16 protein-coding genes, 2 pseudogenes and 1 riboswitch are annotated in these 18,478 nt (G+C 35.4%); of the genes and pseudogenes, 2 read left to right on the top strand and 16 right to left on the bottom strand.

The genetic code is table 11. The features are described from left to right. Positions 1 to 64 precede the first annotated feature (64 nt). The 7 genes from BW929_RS12815 to BW929_RS12785 form a co-directional block, all read right to left on the bottom strand. Positions 65 to 796 carry an HAD family hydrolase gene (locus BW929_RS12815; RefSeq protein ID WP_076545886.1) on the bottom strand — a complete coding sequence of 244 codons (732 nt, stop codon included), beginning with the start codon at positions 794 to 796 and terminating at the stop codon, positions 65 to 67. A 65-nt stretch (positions 797 to 861) separates the two neighbouring features. Then, positions 862 to 1,347, bottom strand: coding sequence for a GAF domain-containing protein (locus BW929_RS12810; RefSeq protein ID WP_076545885.1), 486 nt, complete (start codon positions 1,345 to 1,347; stop codon positions 862 to 864). 98 nt (positions 1,348 to 1,445) lie between these two features. After that, positions 1,446 to 2,381: a LysO family transporter gene (locus tag BW929_RS15395; RefSeq protein ID WP_200805248.1), complete on the bottom strand. Its 936-nt coding sequence runs from the start codon at positions 2,379 to 2,381 to the stop codon at positions 1,446 to 1,448. 16 nt (positions 2,382 to 2,397) lie between these two features. Further along, positions 2,398 to 3,468 (bottom strand): alanine/ornithine racemase family PLP-dependent enzyme, encoded by a 1,071-nt coding sequence (locus tag BW929_RS12800; protein ID WP_076545884.1) that lies wholly within the window; start codon positions 3,466 to 3,468, stop codon positions 2,398 to 2,400. A 183-nt stretch (positions 3,469 to 3,651) separates the two neighbouring features. Next, a complete protein-coding gene (locus BW929_RS12795) occupies positions 3,652 to 4,092 on the bottom strand; it encodes an Hsp20/alpha crystallin family protein (protein WP_076545883.1) in 441 nt (146 codons plus the stop codon). A gap of 161 nt (positions 4,093 to 4,253) precedes the next feature. After that, a complete protein-coding gene (nagA, locus tag BW929_RS12790; protein ID WP_076545882.1) occupies positions 4,254 to 5,399 on the bottom strand; it encodes an N-acetylglucosamine-6-phosphate deacetylase in 1,146 nt (381 codons plus the stop codon). A gap of 103 nt (positions 5,400 to 5,502) precedes the next feature. Continuing rightward, complete coding sequence (locus BW929_RS12785; RefSeq protein WP_076545881.1) at positions 5,503 to 7,929, bottom strand: Lon protease family protein; 2,427 nt, start codon at positions 7,927 to 7,929, stop codon at positions 5,503 to 5,505. 241 nt (positions 7,930 to 8,170) lie between these two features. On the opposite strand from BW929_RS12785, the gene BW929_RS12780 reads away from it, so the two are divergent. Next, positions 8,171 to 8,851, top strand: a complete 681-nt coding sequence (locus BW929_RS12780) for a redox-sensing transcriptional repressor Rex (protein ID WP_076545880.1) — start codon at positions 8,171 to 8,173, stop codon at positions 8,849 to 8,851. Here the strand turns inward: BW929_RS12780 and hydA are convergent. From hydA to BW929_RS12735, 9 genes and pseudogenes are all read right to left on the bottom strand, one after another. Next, the gene (hydA, locus tag BW929_RS12775; protein WP_076545879.1) at positions 8,820 to 10,208 is read right to left on the bottom strand and encodes a dihydropyrimidinase; all 1,389 of its coding nucleotides are present in this window, start codon (positions 10,206 to 10,208) and stop codon (positions 8,820 to 8,822) included. The two genes, BW929_RS12780 and hydA, sit on opposite strands and share 32 nt — an antisense overlap. 16 nt (positions 10,209 to 10,224) lie before the next feature. Beyond that, positions 10,225 to 10,953, bottom strand: a complete 729-nt coding sequence (locus tag BW929_RS12770; protein ID WP_076545878.1) for an ATP-binding cassette domain-containing protein — start codon at positions 10,951 to 10,953, stop codon at positions 10,225 to 10,227. Beyond that, positions 10,940 to 11,644 (bottom strand): ABC transporter permease, encoded by a 705-nt coding sequence (locus tag BW929_RS12765; protein WP_076545877.1) that lies wholly within the window; start codon positions 11,642 to 11,644, stop codon positions 10,940 to 10,942. Before BW929_RS12765 ends, BW929_RS12770 begins: the two co-directional genes overlap by 14 nt. Before the next feature lie 90 nt (positions 11,645 to 11,734). Continuing rightward, positions 11,735 to 12,562, bottom strand: coding sequence for an ABC transporter substrate-binding protein (locus BW929_RS12760; RefSeq protein ID WP_076545876.1), 828 nt, complete (start codon positions 12,560 to 12,562; stop codon positions 11,735 to 11,737). 136 nt (positions 12,563 to 12,698) lie between these two features. Beyond that, a riboswitch (molybdenum cofactor riboswitch) is annotated at positions 12,699 to 12,819 on the bottom strand. A gap of 79 nt (positions 12,820 to 12,898) precedes the next feature. Continuing rightward, positions 12,899 to 14,563, bottom strand: coding sequence for a glycoside hydrolase family 13 protein (locus BW929_RS12755; protein WP_076545875.1), 1,665 nt, complete (start codon positions 14,561 to 14,563; stop codon positions 12,899 to 12,901). Between the two features lie 24 nt (positions 14,564 to 14,587). Further along, entirely contained in the window at positions 14,588 to 15,793 is a 1,206-nt protein-coding gene (locus BW929_RS12750) for an MFS transporter (RefSeq protein WP_076545874.1), read from the bottom strand. 64 nt (positions 15,794 to 15,857) lie between these two features. Continuing rightward, positions 15,858 to 16,853 (bottom strand): LacI family DNA-binding transcriptional regulator, encoded by a 996-nt coding sequence (locus BW929_RS12745; protein ID WP_076545873.1) that lies wholly within the window; start codon positions 16,851 to 16,853, stop codon positions 15,858 to 15,860. An 8-nt stretch (positions 16,854 to 16,861) separates the two neighbouring features. Further along, on the bottom strand, positions 16,862 to 17,683 hold the full coding sequence (locus BW929_RS12740; protein ID WP_076545872.1) for a carbohydrate ABC transporter permease: 822 nt from the start codon (positions 17,681 to 17,683) through the stop codon (positions 16,862 to 16,864). Further along, positions 17,683 to 18,132 (bottom strand): annotated as a pseudogene (locus tag BW929_RS12735) (carbohydrate ABC transporter permease); the annotation flags it as partial. The pseudogene BW929_RS12735 and the gene BW929_RS12740, both read right to left, overlap by 1 nt. 164 nt (positions 18,133 to 18,296) lie before the next feature. On the opposite strand from BW929_RS12735, the pseudogene BW929_RS12730 reads away from it, so the two are divergent. After that, a pseudogene (locus tag BW929_RS12730) lies at positions 18,297 to 18,478 on the top strand (IS1380-like element ISTps2 family transposase); the annotation flags it as partial.

Genomic DNA, 18,478 nt, shown 5'->3' with positions numbered 1-18,478 from the left:
TACTTTACTCTAAAAAATAAAATTCCCCAGCCGGATTTAAACTCTGGCTGGGGTTCTTTATTTATTATAACTTTTCCTCCAGTAAGTTCTTAAACTCCTTTAAACTACCACGCCAGCTAATATCAAAGTCACTACCTTCTCTTTCAATCAATTTATCCTCAATAATTAAAGTATCTATGCCCAGCCTGGAAGCAACAGCATCTTCCTTTAAGTCATTTCCAATCATCAGACATGCTTCTGGCTCAACATCAATTTTATTTAAAATTTCTCGATAATAATCTGGATTTGGTTTTGCATAACTCATATTCTCATAATGGGTTAAAAGTTCAAAATCAGCAGCATCAATTCCAATCCAGCTCAATCTGGCTGCAACTGCTTCTTCTGGAAAAAGTGGATTAGTTGCCAGAACCAGTCTTTTGTTTTTTGCTTTTAAATATTCAATAATCTCAGCCGGAGTTTTACGATCAATTTCAAAATACTGGTCCAGAGCAGCAAATTTTGTCTGATAAAATTTTTCAAAACGAGATTTAATTTTATCAGCTTCAGAGCGATCACTTATTTGCAGCTTTTCTATAAAATCTTCCATAAAAGCTTCCTGATTAGTGCGGCTGCCATCATTACGAATCATCTTATTGGTTGATCCCATTAAAAGCTGAATAAATTCTTCTTTTTCTGCACATAAGTCCTCAAATTCGGAGGAAAGAGCTGCAAAATAATACTTCAAAAAATTCTCAGCTTCAATGCTCAGCAGAGTACCATCCAGATCAAAAAGAAACACTTCTTTATCTTTAAACAAAACTATAATACCTCCTATTGTATTCTGACAAATTTAATCGCCAATGCAAACAACATTTTTTCTAATTAAAATTTCTCCATCAGCGGTAAAAAATTAGTTTCGTCAACTAATATTTCAACAAATTCCTTTAAATATTTGCGATCCAGCTCGTCAAAACGAGCTTTAACAGGACTGTCCAGATCTAGAACTGCAATTACTTCCCCACCCACAATTACAGGCAGCACTATTTCAGAGCGAGAATTAGGATCACAGGCTATATGACCTGGAAATTCGTGAACATCATCGACCAGCATTATCTTCCGCTGAGAATAGGCTGTACCACAAACACCCTTATCTTCATCTATTCTAACACAGGCTGTTTTCCCCTGAAAAGGCCCTAAAACTAATTGATCTTTTTTCCAGATATAATATCCAGCCCAGTTGAGACCATCAAGCATCTCAAATAATAAAGCTGAACTATTGGCTAGATTGGCAAGCCAGTCTCCTTCAGGCTCAATCAATGCTTTCAGAGCTTGATTCATTTCTTTTAATCTTGTCTCCTTTTTAGTCATAAAATTCATCCTTTCTATTGATATATCTTAATCTATATTTATGTTCTACAAAATTTGATGCTTTAAGTAATCTAAATTCTTACTGGCCAAATTACAGCTTAAAAATTTAGAAATAAGGGTACTAAAATAGGTACCAGAGTTGAAAGCACAGCACCACTAACAAAAGCCGGTATTACAACTGCTTCTCCACCAGATTCTTTGACTAGAGGTAAAGTAACATCCATTGTGGTTGCCCCCCCGGGAGCAATTGTTGCCAGACTGCCAAAATATCTGCTGACAAATGGTAAAATGATTACTGTCAGGAGTTCTCGAAAAACATTGCTTAAAAATGCCAGTGAGCCCAGTTCTGCACTGTGAAGTTTAGAAATTAAAACTCCAGAAAGACTGTACCAGCCAAAGCCAGCCCCTACTGCTGCAGACTCGCCAGCACCAAAACCAAAAAAGAGACCACTAAGCAGAGCTCCAAACAGTGAGCCAAAAGCAATTAAGACCGGTATCAGCAGCAATTTCCATCCCAATAATCTAAAATCATTAATAATTTCGCGACTGGCTCCAATATCAATGCCCACTCCAAAAAGCAGTAAAGCTAGCGAATAATTTGTCAGCGAATCCAGCCAAAGCTGTTCATTACCTTTTAACAGAAAATACCCTATTAAAATACCAATTATAACCGAACTAAAAATTAAAACAGTCATTGTCTTACCAGTACCCTGTTCTTCAACTTCGGCCTCTGCTGCAGGATCAGCTCCTAAAAGCAGGTTATTGAGGCCAAAAATTTTAACAAAAACAATAACCGCCAGCAGGCTGAAAATTATACTTCCAGCAGCAAAAATAAAAGCCTGAAACCCAATCTCTCCCAGCTGTAGTACAATCTGATTATTACTGCCAAGACTCGCTCCCATTGCAAGCAGCAGAATTATCAGCCCTCCTTTGGTGATTAAATCAGCAAATTTAACAAAATAATTATCCTGATTCAGCCAGAATCCGAGTAAAATCCCGGTGAATAAGAATAAAACTATTAAATAAAAATCCAAAAATATCCCTCCCGCTTTATTTTATATATTTTTTTGTAACATAGTGAGAAGTCATAGCTCCCAACATAGCACTATAATTAATTTTGAAAGTTAGAATATCTCCAACTTTCAATTTTTTAGATACACCAGTAATATCTGTTATCAGGTGATCGCTGCTGGCCCCGAGCACTTCCACACCTTCCAGTTGAGGATAAAGTCCATGATAATCAATATCCTGTTTGCCAACTGCCAGGATTGCTCTTTTTCTTAAACCCTTATCCTCTATAATCTGACCCCTTCCTGCTCCACCAAAGGCCATTTCCCCCTCAGGATTTGAAGGTTTTTCTTTGAGCTCAACAATTTCTGCCTGCAGACGAAAATTATAATGATTAAGTCCAGCAATCAGCCGCTCATTAATAATATCTGTTCCAAGCAAAATAGCTTCACCGATTCTCAAATTTGTTATTTCAGAGGCCAGACTATTTTGCTCTAATAGCCTCAGAGTTGCTGTATTACCGGCTGATAAAATATCAAGTTTACGATCAAGCTGATTTTCCAGATCTTTTTTTATTGTGATTAATTTTTCAGTATTATTTTTATCAGGTATAATACCGGCAAAACAACCCAAATTGGTGCCAATACCCTTTAAATTAACTGCTTCTAAGGATTCTATCACCCGGGCCAGCTCAATTAATTTTTCAGCCAGAATCCCTTCTCTCCTATCCCCTATGTCTACCATTACAATCAGGTCAATTTCTTTACCAGCAGCAGCCGCTTCTCTGGAAAACAGCTCTGCTGTTCGGGCTTCTGTCACCAGGGAACTATCTATATAGGGAACAATCTCATTAATTTCAGATGGCATTGGTATCCTGAGCATCATAATTTCATCCTGATATCCTGTTTCTCTAAACTTTATTATATTTTCAATTCTTGAGTCAGCTATGCTCTTAATTCCAGCTCTTTGATAAGCTTTAAATATATTTAAGTCACCAGCAAAACCTTTAACTACTGCAGTTAATTTTATTCCTTTCATTGCTAACTCTTTTTGCAGTTTATTAGCATTTTCTTCTATTTGATTTACATAAATATCAAGCCGGGGATAATTCAAAATAATTCCTCCTAGAATTTCATAATTATTACTCTAAAAACCAGTAAATCAGAAATAAAAATCAAATATTTATAAACTATAACTATATTATACTTCACAATTATTAATACTTCAATCAATTAGCTTTTCTTTCAAAAAAAAATAAACCCGACCAGCAGGCCGGGTAAATTATCTGATTAAAATTTATTCGATATCGATTGTACGTTTTTTAACAGGAGTTTTTTCTTCTTTTGGCAGATGAACTTTTAAAACACCTTCATCATATTCTGCCTTAATATCATCCTGATTTACATTTTCGAGATAAAAACTGCGGGTATATTTACCCTGTCTTCTCTCACGACGAATATAATTTTCTTTCTTTTCTTCTTTTTCTTCCTGATGCTCAGCAGAAATAGTTAGATAATCATCATTGATTTCAAGCTGAATATCTTCTTTTTTCATACCTGGCATTTCAGCTTCAATGGTATATTCTTCATCACTTTCTTTAATATCAGCTCTAAAACTGCGGCCGGCAAAATCCATCACATCATCAAAGAAACCGGACACCAGACTGTTGAAAGGATCTTCATCTCTTTCAACAACATCTCTCCGACTGCGGTTTCTAAATGGGACTAAATCAAACATAAAACCACCTCCGAATTAAATTGAGATTAACACTTCATCTTTATTTTCTACTATAATTATAAATCTAAAGTCAGAAAAGGTCAAAAAAGCAAAAAGGGAATTCCTGTTATAAATAGCCGATTAGAATAAATTAAGTTGATAATACTCTTATTTTCTTAAAATTAATGCCCTATCCTTTTCCCAGAAACAAAGGTTTTTTCAACCTTAAAATCTTGATCAAAAAGTACTATATCTGCCTGATAACCAGCTTTTAATCTTCCCAGTTTATGAGCTAAATCAAGCTTGCGAGCAGGATTTAGGGTTACCATTCTGAATATCTCTGGAATTGACAGGTCAGTAATTTCCAGTAAATTTCTGACAGCCTGATCAAGGGTTAAAACACTACCTGCAAGAACACCGGATTCAAGTCGGGCTGCTCCGTCTTTTACAATTACTTTCTGCCCACCTAACTCATATTCGCCCTCTGCCAGTCCAGTTGCTTCCATACCATCGGAAACTAAAATTACTCTGTCGACACCTTTGGCCTGAATGGTAAATCGATCAACAGCCTGATGATGATGAATTAAATCAACTATTAGCTCAACTGTGGCATCAGAATCAAAAGCAGCTCCCACCAGGCCCGGTCGGCGGTGATGCAAACCGGTCATCGCATTATATAAATGGGTAAAGTGGTCCATTCCCTTCTGATAAGCCTGCTGAAATTCTTCATAAGTTGCAGCAGAGTGCCCGGCTGAAGCGGTAATCTTATGCTGATGCAGTTCTTCAATTAATTCCAGAGCTCCTTCAACTTCCGGAGCCATAGTTACAACTTTTACTACATCATAATAATCTCTGAGAAGTTTTATTTCAGGTTCAATTAAATTTTCACTGTTTTGAGCTCCAATATATTCAGAGCTGATAAATGGTCCTTCAACATGGGTACCTAAAACTCTTGCCCCCTCTGTTCCTTTTTCTTTAGCCTGACGAATATTCTCCAGAGATGCCTGAATTTCCTCTCTTGCCATTGTCATAGTTGTAGGCAAAAACGAAGTTATTCCATGTTCCGCCAGGACTTTACTGATCTTATTTAAGGCTTCAGCAGAGGCATCCATTGTATCAAAACCTCCACCTCCATGGATATGGATATCAATCATTCCCGGAGCAAGATATCCCCCCCGGGCATCTATAACTTCCATTTTTTCATCCTCTTTGAGGTTATAGGCAGCTACTTTTTCAATCTCTGCATTTTCCTGATTAAAAATTATTGAGCCTTTATTAATTATTCTATCTTCCAAGATTATCTTTGCGTTTTTTATTAGTTTTTTCATCTTTTCCACCTCTAACTATAATCTATCTGATTTTTGTCTGTTTTTAAAGAAAATATTTTACATTCTGCTCCAGATAAATTACAGCATCTATTTTTAATTTCAATTATTGATCCTGGTTATTTTCATTTGATTCATTATTTTTATCTGCTTCCGTTTCTGCTTCGATATCTCCATAATTTTCAGCTTCCAGTTCAGCATATTCTTCTAACTTTTCTTTAACAGCATTGTGGATCTCTTCTGCTTCTTTTGCCAGCATAATCTCCAGTGCCTGATCAATATTTTCTATACTGTAAAGATTAAATTCCCCCTGATCAATGGCCTCAATAACTTCCTGATCCAGCATTAGATTATCTAAATTACGCTGAGGTATTATTACTCCCTGCTCTCCCGTAAGACCTTTGGCCTGACATACTTTAAAGAAACCCTCAATTTTTTCATTAACTCCACCTATTGGCTGAACGACACCTTTTTGATTCATCGAACCCGTAATTGCTATATCCTGGCGGACCGGTATTTCGGCCAGTGATGAAAGCAGGGCAACTACTTCAGCACAGGTTGCACTGTCCCCATCAACACCACCATAACTCTGCTCAAAAGCTATAGAAGCAGTTAAACTTAAGGGAGCCTCCTGAGCATATTTACCACCAAGATAACCTGTTAGGATCATAACACCCTTACTGTGTATTCGGCCACTCATCTTGGCTTCTCGTTCAATATTAATTACCCCTTCTTTACCAAGATAACTGCGGGCGGTAATTCTGGCGGGGCGACCAAAACTATAATTACCAGCCTGATAAACTGAAAGCCCATTAATCTGTCCTATTTCGCTTCCACTGACATCCAGCAAAAGGTGATCTCGATCAATCTGTTCCTGAATCTTTTCTTCCAGCAGATTAGAGCGCATTTCTTTTTCCTCAATCGCCTTTTTAACAGATTCAGAACTAACTATATCCTCTCCAAAACTATCTGACCAGACATCTGCCTCAAATAAGATTTCTATAATTTCATTAAATTTAGTTGAAAGCTTCTCCCGATCTCCTGTGAGGCGAGAACTGAAATCAATCATTGCAGCAACTGCTTCGGCACTAAACTCTTTGAGCTCATCCCTGTTAATTACCGAAGAAATAAAATCAGCAAATTTGGCTATATTTTTTTTGTTTCTTTCCATTTCGGTATCAAAATCAGCTTTTATTTTAAAGAGTTCAGAAAACTCATCATCATAATTATACAGCAAATAATAAATATAGGGAGAACCAATCATAATAATTTTCAAATCCAGCTTTACAGCTTCGGGTTTGAGAGTAATAATCGGAACACTTCTGTACTGCTCTCCTATATTTTCAACTGTTATCTCCTGATTAATTAGAGCTCGTTTGAGAGTATCCCAGCAAAATGGATTTGTCAGCAGATCCTTAGCATGAACAATTAGAAAACCTCCGTTAGCTCGATGCAGTGCTCCACTTTTAATCATCGTAAAATTGGTAGTGATAGTCCCAAACTGACTCTTTCCTTCAATTTTGCCAAAAAGATTATAATAAGTAGGGTTTTTTTCATAAACTACCGGTGCACCTTCAGTTTTACTATTATTAACAAAAATATTGATCTGATAGCGGTTAAAGAAACTACCATCATCATACTGCTGCATAGCAACAAATGGATTCTGCTGTTCTTCGTCATTACTGCGAAAACGATCAATATTATCCACAATATCTTCCTGAACTTCTTCCAAATAATTTACTATTTCTTCACATTCTTCATATTTGTCCTGCAGATGACAGATAATTGGCTGAACCACAGAAATTCCGATCTTTTTTTCCAGAGCTGCCAGCTCATCCTGTGCTTCTTCTTTAATTGAACGAATTTCCCTCATCACCTGCGAAATTTCATTCTGTATTTTTTGACTTTTATTTCGAATTTCTTCTTTTTTATCTTCATCCATCTCCTGAAAATCATCGCGAGAAATAGGTTCTCCATCTTCATCAATTGGTACAGGAACCAGCCCCTGCGAAGTATTCTGCAGCATAAAACCTCTTTCTCTGGCAGAAGCTTCAAACTCCTGCATAACTTTATTGGATTTTGGTTGATATTCATTTAAAATTTCTTTTCTTTCAGCTTCATATTCTTCACCCTCAAAAGCACGGGGGATTTCGTCCTGTAATTCTTCTACAATTTTTTCCATATCAGCCTTTAAATTATTACCCATACCAGCCGGTACTCTCATTACTCTTGGCTTTTCCGGCTCAGAAAAGTTAAAAACATATAAAATATCCTTTGGCTGTTCTAACTCAGAAGATTTTTCTTCTGCCATATTTTCGGCATAAGTTGATTTTCCAGTCCCAGATTCACCGGCCATAAAAATATTATACCCTGTCTTATCAACTCTCATTCCAAAATCAAGTGAATTAGCTGCTCTGGTCTGACCAATTATTTCTTCATCAATTGCAGAAAGCTCTTCGGTTGTCTCAAAGTCAAGTTCTTCTGCCTTAAAATTATAATCTAAATTTGAAATAGGAATTTTATATTTATCCATTTTTTCACTCCTCCTGCTACTAAATGATTAAATTAAAAGCTGTTATTTAAGAAATTTTCAGTTAAAAGCCTTAGTTAATTAATTCGTCAAAAATAAAATATATCCTGCCTGCAGATTCAACTGGTATTTTTATTTAAATATAAGGAAAAATATACTAATCAAAGTTGAAAAAAATTATCAATTAAGATAAAATATAATTAGGTTATGTTATTTTTTTAACAATATTAATGGGGGTTAAATTATGGGGAAAGAACTGAATGCTATACCTGATATAATAATCAGTCGTCTACCGGTGTATTATCAACATCTTAAGAATTTACAGAGCTCAAGCAAAGAATATGTTTCATCAGAAGAGCTGGCGGATCTTACCGGTTTTAGCAGCTCCCTAATTCGCAAAGACCTTAGTTATTTTGGCACTTTTGGACGTAAAAGTTATGGTTATGATATCTACTGTCTTTTTCAGCAGATAAATATTATTATGGGATTTAATTATAAAAAGAAACTTATTATTATTGGAGCTGGGCATCTGGGACAGGCACTTGCTTATAATAAAGGCTATAACGAGAGAGGATATCAGCTGATTTCAATTTTTGATAAAAATCCAAAATTAATAGATCTGGTAATTAATGATATTGAAATCCAGAGTGTCAGTAATTTAGAAAGATTTTTAGAAAATAATAAAGTTGATGTAGCAGCTCTAACAGTACCAGGAGCTGCTGCCCAAAAAATAACCGACCGCCTGGTAGCGGCCGGAATTAAAGCAATCTGGGATTTTACTGAAGTCCCTCTAAAGGTACCGGAAGATATTTTCTTAGAAGAACAGTTAATTAACGAAGGTCTCTGCAAATTATCACTTAAGATGAATCAGAAACGTCTAAATCAGGATGGGACTACAGAAGACTTGAGCTGTGGGCAAAAATAAATTTACCGCTGCCTTTTTCTGCTCTCAGTTTATTATCAAAAATAAGCTGGCCGCGTCTAAAAGTCATCACTGGATAACCCTTAACTGTAAAATCCTGATAGGGACTGTACTCAGCTGCAGAATGCAAATTTTCTGCAGTTAATTTTTTTTCTACATTTGGATCAAACACTGTTAAATCAGCGTCTGTGCCAATTTCTAAAGAACCCTTTTCTGGATAAAGGCCAAATATTTTGGCCGGATTAATCGATAGCAGCTCTACCATTTCCCGGATAGTAATTCTGTTGTTTCTCACACCAGAACTGTAAATTAAGGGAAGCAAACTTTCAGTTCCCGGTATACCAGGTAAAATTTCAAGACTGGAATTGGACTTCATTTTTTGTTCTCTGTTAAAAGCACAGTGATCAGTTGCCACTACCTGAAATTCATTCTGACTAATTCCCTGCCATAATATTTGATTATCATATTTATCTCTCAGCGGTGGAGTCATCAAAAATAATTGAGCATCTTCACGCTTAAGATAGGAATTATCGAGCATTAAATAATGGGGGGTTGTTTCTGCATAAACTTGAGCTTTTTCTGCTCTTAATTTTCTCACAGCTTCTAAACCCTCAGCTGAAGACAAATGCACAATATAGATTGGAATATCTACTTCATGTGCCACTTCTCCCATATCTTTAACAGCAAGTGCTTCTGCTGCTGCAGGCCTAATTGCGGGATGATATCTGGATTCTATTAAATTTCTCCTGCTGTAAACCTCTTTTAAATCCTGAATTAAAGAATCATCTTCTGCATGAACCTGGGGCAGGATTTTAATTTCTTTTAACCTTTTAAATAAATCCGGCCACATTTTTCTATCTATCATATACCCGACATCTTTATAAGTTGTAAAAAGTTTAATGCTGGCAAGACCCAGCTCTTTTAAATCAGCCAAATTTTCTGAAATTTCCGGGTTGAATTCCTGAACAATCTGATGAAAATTATAATCTATTACCGATTCCTCTGCTTCTTTTTTTCTTGCAGCCACTGAACGTTTAAAATCTCCATCTTCTGGAAAATCGACATAGTCTATCACAGTTGTTACTCCACCTGCTGCAGCGGCAATACTTCCCTGATAAAAATCATCTGCCGTTACAGTTCCTCTGGAACGAAGAAGATAATGGGTATGGGCATCAATAATCCCTGGAAAAATATATTTACCATCAAGATCAATTATTTTAAATTCTCCTTTTTGCTCTCCTTCCTCAAAGAACCCTCTCTTCTCTTCAGCAGCAATTTTTTCATCATCAATCAAAATATCTGACTTTCTAATTCCTTTATCATCAACTACTTTAGCATTTTTTAATAGGATCTTTTTCATTTTCTTCACCTCTATACTATACTAATTCTGCTACCGGAACTGCAATTCCTGCACCAAAGTTTTCAAATTTAAAATTATCAATCTTTTGAGTCAATTCTATTTCTCCAGCTTTAAGTAAAGTTATCTGATCTGCCAGTTCTTTAATCTGTCGCCGGTCGTGGCTGACCATCACTACAGTCATCTCCTCAGTTACCAGATCAGCAAAATGAGAGTTGAAAAAACGAATGCTCTCTTCATCTAAATTTGTAGTTGCCTCATCAACAAAGAGAATCTCTGGATCGGTAATTAGAGCCCTGGCAATTGATGTTTTCTGCTTTTCCCCCCCTGAAAGTGTATGTGCTGACTGTTCCAGCAGATTCTCAATCTCCAGCCTGGAAGCCATTGCTTTTACTTTCCTGACAATTATATTCTGATTAATATCTCTTAATTTTAAAGGTAAAGCTATGTTATAAAAAACACTCCCCCGGTAAAGATAGGGATCCTGCCAGATTACAGAAAATTTTCGCCTCAGTTTTAAATTCTGTTCATCCCGATTAATTTTCTGCCCTCTATAGTAGAGTTCACCCTGGTAATCCTGATCAATCAAACTTAAAATATTTAAAAGAGATGTTTTACCACTGCCATTTCCACCAATAATAAAGTTGAACTTGTTTTTAAAAACAGCAAATTGATTAATATCCAGAATAAGCTTCTCACTGCAGATCTTTTTAATGTTTCTAACTTCAATAATCTTATCGGCTTGCATAATTCTTTCCCTCCTGCAGAAAATAGGTAACAAAATTAATTAAAAATGAAAGTGATAACAAAATAATTCCTAATGCCAGAGCAAAAGCAAAACGTCCTTTATTTGTTTCCAGCGACATGGCTGTAGTTATTGTTCTGGTAACTCCTTTAATATTCCCTCCCAGCATCATGGAAATACCGATTTCGCCTAAAACTCTGCCAAACCCGGCAATAACAGCACCAATAATTCCATATCTGGCCTCTAAAATTAAAAGTTTAAATTTTTGATAGCGGCTGGCTCCTATCGAAGTTGCTGTTTTATATAGTTTTTCATCCATCGAAAAAATAACATTCCTAATTAGAGCTGTAATTAAGGGTACGATCAGTATTACCTGACCAATTATAATTCCAGCTGGCGTAAAAAGTAGTTCGAGCTCTCCCAGCACTCCCCTTCTTGATATCAGAGAATAGACAAAAATTCCAACTACAACTGTTGGCAGGCTGAGCATTGTATTTAAAATAATATTTATAAACTTCTTTGTTTTAAATTTATTGCGAGCAATCAAAATTGCCAGGGGAATAGATATAACAGAAGCAATCAGGGTTGATGAAATAGAAATTTTAAGTGATGTTGTTACAACCTGTATCACTTCCGAATCCAGACTGACAATTAATTGCAGTGCTCTCAAAATTGCATCAGTATAATAGTCCACTTTTTGCCTCCTGAAAATAAAATTTAATTAGCCAGCTGCAGAAATTAAAACTACAGCCGGCTACATTTATTATAATTTTTAAATTGAAATTTATTTCACCAGATTTTCTGTTTCAATTGCTGATGGATAAAATAACTGTTCACCATAGCGCTTATAGCTATTAATTATATTCTGTCCCTGCTGTGAAGTTAGATAACCGGTAAAGGCCATTGCCAACTGATAATTAACATGAGTATGATAGGCTGGATTAATAGGAATAATTCCATAAGGATTAAATAGTTCAGGATCTCCACTATTTACTATCTCCAACTCAACATCTCCACTGTAGGCTAAATATGTTCCTCGATCAGCTAAAATATAAGCCTGACGCTCATTGGCCATATTGATACTGGGACCCATTCCCTGACCACTTTCTAAATACCAACTTCCAGCAGGAGTAATCTCTGCCTTATCCCAGATAGATAATTCCTTTTTATTAGTACCTGAATCATCTCCTCGAGATACAAATTCTGCTCCTTCGGCTTCAATTTTTTGAAAAGCCTCCACTGCAGTTTTAGTTTTTCTGATTCCAGCTGGATCAGATGGTGGGCCTAAAATAACAAAATCATTATACATAACATCTCTTCTATTAATACCGTAACCATTTGCCACAAATTCGTCTTCTGCAGCTCGGGCGTGAACAAAAATTATATCAGCATCCCCATTACGCCCCAGTTCTATAGCTGCTCCAGTTCCAACTGCGACAACATCTACCCGTACATCAAATTTTTCTTCAAAAGGAGGCAGCAGTTTATCCAGCAGACCAGAGTTCTCAGTACTGGTTGTAGTAGCCATTGTTAAAACTTCCTCAGCAGCTGCAGCAGAACTAAAAATAATCACAAAAATTAATAATGATACTAAAATCTTTTTAATTGACATAGTAATCCCCCTGTTTTTAATTTGTTTTTACTAATTCCTGACTTAAATTAACTTCTAAGTCAGGTCAACTAGAAATTTGCCAAAAAAATAACTCCCGGCAGCATAACCGGAAGTTTAAGGTGGATTAAAATTAATGTAATCCAAATCGATCACTCCTTTCCATTCCGGGAGGCCCAAAGATTTCCCTTTAAACCCTGTCGGTGTAATAAGCATGGCTAACTGCTTTAGCTGTAATACACTCGGAGTTGTGCGACTATTCTTACATTAATATTATATTCTTTTTTGTTTAAAGTCAAGCAAAATTAACTTGAGATTCCTTTATTTGCTTATTAGATACTAATAAAGATAAACTCTTGCTTCATAAGGTCGTAAACTGTCCTGAAGCTTGAAATCAGCTTTATTCTGATAGTTATTTAGAATTAGCTCTGCTGACTCCACTTCTAGCTCAGCAGTTAAATTATATTTTGCTTCATTTTCACTGAAATTTAAAAGAACGAGTAGATTATTTTCCTTACCTTGTCGCTGATAGGCATATATATTTTGATCTTTTGCCAGTAAAATATCATATTCACCATAAGCAAAGACCGGATATTTTTTACGCAGAGCAATCATTTTCTTATAATATTCAAAGACTGAATCGGCTGCAGCCAGGTCATTTTTTACATTAACTTCTGGATAGTTTCTATTCATTTTTAGCCAGGGTTTAACCTCTGAAAAACCTGCATATTTGCTGTCATTCCAGTGCATTGGAGTGCGTGCATTATCGCGAGTTCTATAATTTGCAATTTTTAAGATTTCTGCTTCACTCATTTTCTCTTCTTGCTGAAGCTCTTTAATATAACCTCTGGTTTCAATATCATCAAAGTCATCTAAGGATTCAAAGCTGATATTTGTCATTCCAATTTCTTCGCCCTGATAGATAAAAGGAGTTCCTCTTAGTGTGTGCAGCATAGTTCCCAGCATTTTGGCTGATTCTTTACGATACTTACCATCATCACCATAACGAGAAACAATTCTTGGCTGATCGTGATTACAGAAATAAAGGCTGGTCCAGCCATTATTTGCCTGCAGTTTATACTGCCACTCACTCATTAAATTTTTCAGTTCTGTTAGATCCCAGTCAGTGATTTTATTCCAGCCTTCTTTGCGATCGAATTCTAAATGCTCAAAAGGAATAACCATTGAAAATTCCTGTCTTTCTTCTTTTACAAATTTTAACGCTTCATCTTTATCAACAAAAGGTGTTTCTCCCACTGTCATCGCATCATAGTTATTATAAGTTTTTGCGGCCATTTCCTGAATAAACTCATGTACTCGAGGCCCATTGGCAAAATATTTATAACCCTCCTGGCCATTTTTAGCACCATCAGGAAAACGCTGATCCTTGGAAATCAAATTAATAACATCCAGTCTAAAACCATCTACTCCTTTTTCAAGCCACCAGTTAATCATCTTATAAATATCTTCTCGCACTTCAGGATTTTCCCAGTTTAAATCAGGCTGTTTGGGAGAAAATAAATGCAGATAATATTGTCCTGTTTGCTCATCATACTTCCAGGTAGAACCGCCAAAAAATGACTTCCAATTATTTGGTGGCCCACCGTTTTTTCCATCTTTCCAGATATAATAGTCACGATAGGGATTATCTTTGCTTTGACGAGATTCTTTAAACCACTGATGTTCATCTGAACTGTGATTTAAAACCAGATCCATGATTAACTTAATATCTCTCTCATGCAGTAAATCCATTAGTTCTTCTAAATCTTCCATCGTTCCAAACTCATCCATTATCGCCCGGTAATCACTAATATCATAACCATTATCATCATTAGGAGATTGATAGACTGGATTTAACCAGACTGCATCAACACCAAGCTGATCTAAATAATCAATTTTCTCGATAATTCCTCGTAAATCTCCAATTCCATCATTGTTACTGTCTTTAAAACTGCGGGGATAAATCTGATAAACCACTGCTTCTTTCCACCATTTTTTATTCATCTTTAAACCTCCAGTTATAATCATTTAAGCTGCTTTTTCTGCAGCCTGTTCTGTTATTTTTTTAATTAAATTATTAATAGTTAAAAATAAAATAAATAAAACTACGATAAAAATTGGAATAACTTCTAAAGAAATATTTCTAGCCAGAACACCTGCTAATCCAGGTAGCAGAGCACCACCAAGACCGGCAGCTGAAATTTGCATCCCAATTGTATTTGTTGTATGTTCTTTGCCCACCCTATAGGAAGTACTAGAAATTAATGCGGGAAAAATTGGTGCTATTGCCAGCCCGGTAATAGCAATCCCGACAAGTGATAACCATTGTGATAAATTAACAGCGATTAAAGCACTTCCAAAAAGACCAAAAGCAGCTGCATATTTAGCAATTTTACGGCTCAAGAATTTGTAAGCTAAAAAACCGGCTAAGATTCGACCAACTGTAAATGAGCCCCAATAAGCACTAACCCAGAATCCAGCCAGAGCAGTACTAATACCTCTGGATTCAGTAAATAAAGTATAGGTCCAGTGCCCAATCGCCATTTCAATTCCTGTATAAATAAAAAACAGAAGAATGCTCATTAGAGCAGGTAAATAAGTTAAGGTTTGAGTCATTTTAATTTCTTTATTCTTTTTTACAGCTTGCTTAGAGCCGGCAGGCTTCTTATTTTTGGGATCTTTCCAGAGAGAAAGTGTCAGCGCAAAAATCACTGCCAGTCCAATTTGAGCAATTCCAACAATTATATAACCTGTTCGCCAGCTTTCAGAAAATTTAATAGAATTGGACATAATAATAGGACCAATAGTTATTCCAATCCCAAAACTTGCATGTAGCCACTGCATTAATCCTTCATTAAAATGTTTTTCAACATATGTATTTAAACCCGCATCTATTGCTCCTGCTCCCATACCAGCAAAAACCGCCAGCAATGGCAGCAGCCACCAAAAAGGCGCCAGAGTATAGCCGATCAGAGCCAGACCAGTTGCCAGACAGCTTAAAGCAAGTAATACAGCTACCCCAATTTTTTTAATAAAAAATCCATTAAAAAAACTGGAAAGTAAATAACCTGAAGTAGATCCAATTAAAATAATACCCAGAGCATCAAGAGGAAGTGAAAAACTGGCCCTCATCTCAGGCCAGGCAACACCAAGTAAACCATCCGGAAGCCCCAACGAAATAAAGGCAATATAAATTAAAGCAATCAATAGGTACTTTTTATTTTCTTTGTTCATATTTACACCTTTTCTTTATGTTTATATTAGTTAAAATTAAATAATAAAGAGCAAAAAACCATGATTAAGCAGTTTCCCTTTTAACAAGCTTTAATTCTAATTCTTTATGATAGGTTTCCTTCAATTGACCATTAATCGCTTTTAATAAAATTTCTATTGTCAGATGTCCGAGTTGATACATGGGCTGCCAGATAGTTGTGATTTTTAAATATTTAGCAAGTTCAATATTATCATAGCCGATTACTGCTATATCTGCTGGTGCTTTTAATCCTTTTTCCTCCATTGCCTGCAGAACTCCAATCGCCTGGTTATCAGAAGCTGCAAAAACTGCTGTCGGCCATTTATCTTTTGGAAGACTAAGAATTTCCTTCATTGATTGATAGCCGTCTTCAGTATGAAAGTCTCCAAATTTCAAAAGTTCTGTTGCTAGTTTTAACCCTCTGGATTTAAGAGTATCATTTACTCCTTTTAATCTTTTACTTCCGTGTTGACTTTCCTTTAAACCATTTATAAATGCTATTTTTTTATGACCAAGATCTAATAAGTAATTAATTGCCATTTCAGCACCTTTTATATCATCTAGATATATTGAATGAAAATCAGAGATTTTTTCATCAGCAAGAACTACAGGAATCTCTTCTTTTAGCAAAACCTGATAATCATGTTCTGAAATATCCATTGTCACAGCTGCAATACCATCCACTTTTTTGCTGTGGACTATATCAAGGATTTTATCCATCATATTTTTGTCTTTATCTATTTTATATAATACCAAATCTATTTTCTCTTCTTCCAGGACACCCTGAATCCCTTTTAATACTTCTACAAAGTAGTGATCAATAAACGTTGGTACAACTACCGCAATTGCATTAGCAGTTTGGCTTGCCAAATTTTGTGCTAACTTATTTGGTCGATAGTTTAATTTCTTCATTACAGTAAGAACTTTATCTCTTGTTTCTTCCTTAACTTTTTGACTATTATTTAAAACTCTTGAGACAGTTCCAATCCCAACTCCTGCCTCTTCTGCTACATCATAAATATTAACTTTATCTTTTGCCATAATATTAATTATCCTTTCACTGAGCCCCTCATAACTCCACTAATAATTTTCTTTTGGGCGATAATATAGACTACTAACATCGGAAGTAATGCAAGTATATAAGAAGCAAAAGCTAAACTATAATTAGTACTAAACTGTGATTGAAAAACATGTTGAACTAAGGGTAATGTCATACTGGACCGGTCACTAATCATCAATAATGGTAATAAAAAGTCATTCCAGGCTTTTAAAGCAGTTAAGATTGCTACTGTTGCATTAATAGGTTTTAAAACAGGAAAAATTATTCTCCAAAAAATTTGCCAGACGTTTGCTCCATCAATTATAGCTGCCTCTTCTATACTTTTTGGTAAAGTTTTTATATACCCTACATAAATAAATACATTTAAGGGAAGAGCATATACTATATATAATAATATAAGTCCAGTAAGATTATCAAGACTAAACATTGCCATTTCTTTAACTAAAGGAAGCATAATTAAAGGAAACGGTATAAACATTGCACTGATAAAGTAAAAATACAGAAATTTAAAATATTTTTTATCCATATTTCTTGCTATAGCATAAGAAACCATCGAATTAACAACCAATACAATCGCTACAGTAGGTAAAGTAACATAGGCACTATTTTTTAGACTTTGAAAATAGTTTGTTAATTTTACTGCTTCCAGATAATTTTTAAATTGAAAAGAATCAGGTACAGCAAGTATAGACTCTGCCAGCTGCTGTGGGTTTTTTAATGAAACTATTAGGGCCATATACAATGGTATTATTATAATAAATGATCCTAAAAAAAGTAAGCCTGTCGCCCACCAATTTGTTTTCTCTTTCATTAGTAATCCACCTCACGTTTCTGCAGTACTTTGATCTGGAATAAAGAAATAGTTAAAACCACAATTAAAAAGACAACTGCATTTGCAGTTTGATAGGCAAATTCTCCACCCATAAAACCGCCATTATAAATAAGTAAAGTTATCGACTCTGTTGCTCGTCCAGGTCCTCCCTGAGTCAAAGCCATAATATGATCAAAAACCATTAAAAAGCCGCGCATAGAAATAACAATATTAATAGTGAAGAAAGGAGCAATCAATGGAAATGTAATATGTTTAAACTGATCCCACTTACCTGCACCATCTATTTTAGCTACCTCATATAACTCGTCTGGTACAGTTTGTAAGCCAGATAGATATAAAAGCGTATTAAAACCACTGGAATTCCAGACAGCAAGAATAACTACTCCAATCCAGGCTAAATCCATATTACCTAAAATGTTTTTGCTTAAACTTGAATTCGGCAAGTAAAAATACCGAATCCAGTTATGATAGTCTTTAAACAGTAAATCTAGTTCAAATTTTTTTGAATAAAAAAATAGAATCTCCTCTTGGTTTTATGGTAAAATGTTTTTAGGACAAAAAACCATACCAAAACCAAAAAGGAGATTCTGATATGAGTTTACCACAAAACAACAATAAAATAAATAGTTTTAACAAATTAAATATTCCAGCTAAATTTGATAGTGATACTGTGTCTAGTTGTCCAGCCTTTTCTTATCTGGAAGCTGCTAAATCCTGTATAGATTTTAAATCTTTAATTTCAGATAATATTAGCTATCAAAAAGCAGCTAATGC

Origin of the sequence: Halanaerobium kushneri (assembly GCF_900156285.1) — a bacterium.
GTDB classification, from domain to species: domain Bacteria; phylum Bacillota; class Halanaerobiia; order Halanaerobiales; family Halanaerobiaceae; genus Halanaerobium; species Halanaerobium kushneri.
The sequence above is the reverse complement of the archived record's forward strand: the minus strand, read 5'-3'. Positions and strand labels throughout refer to the sequence as shown.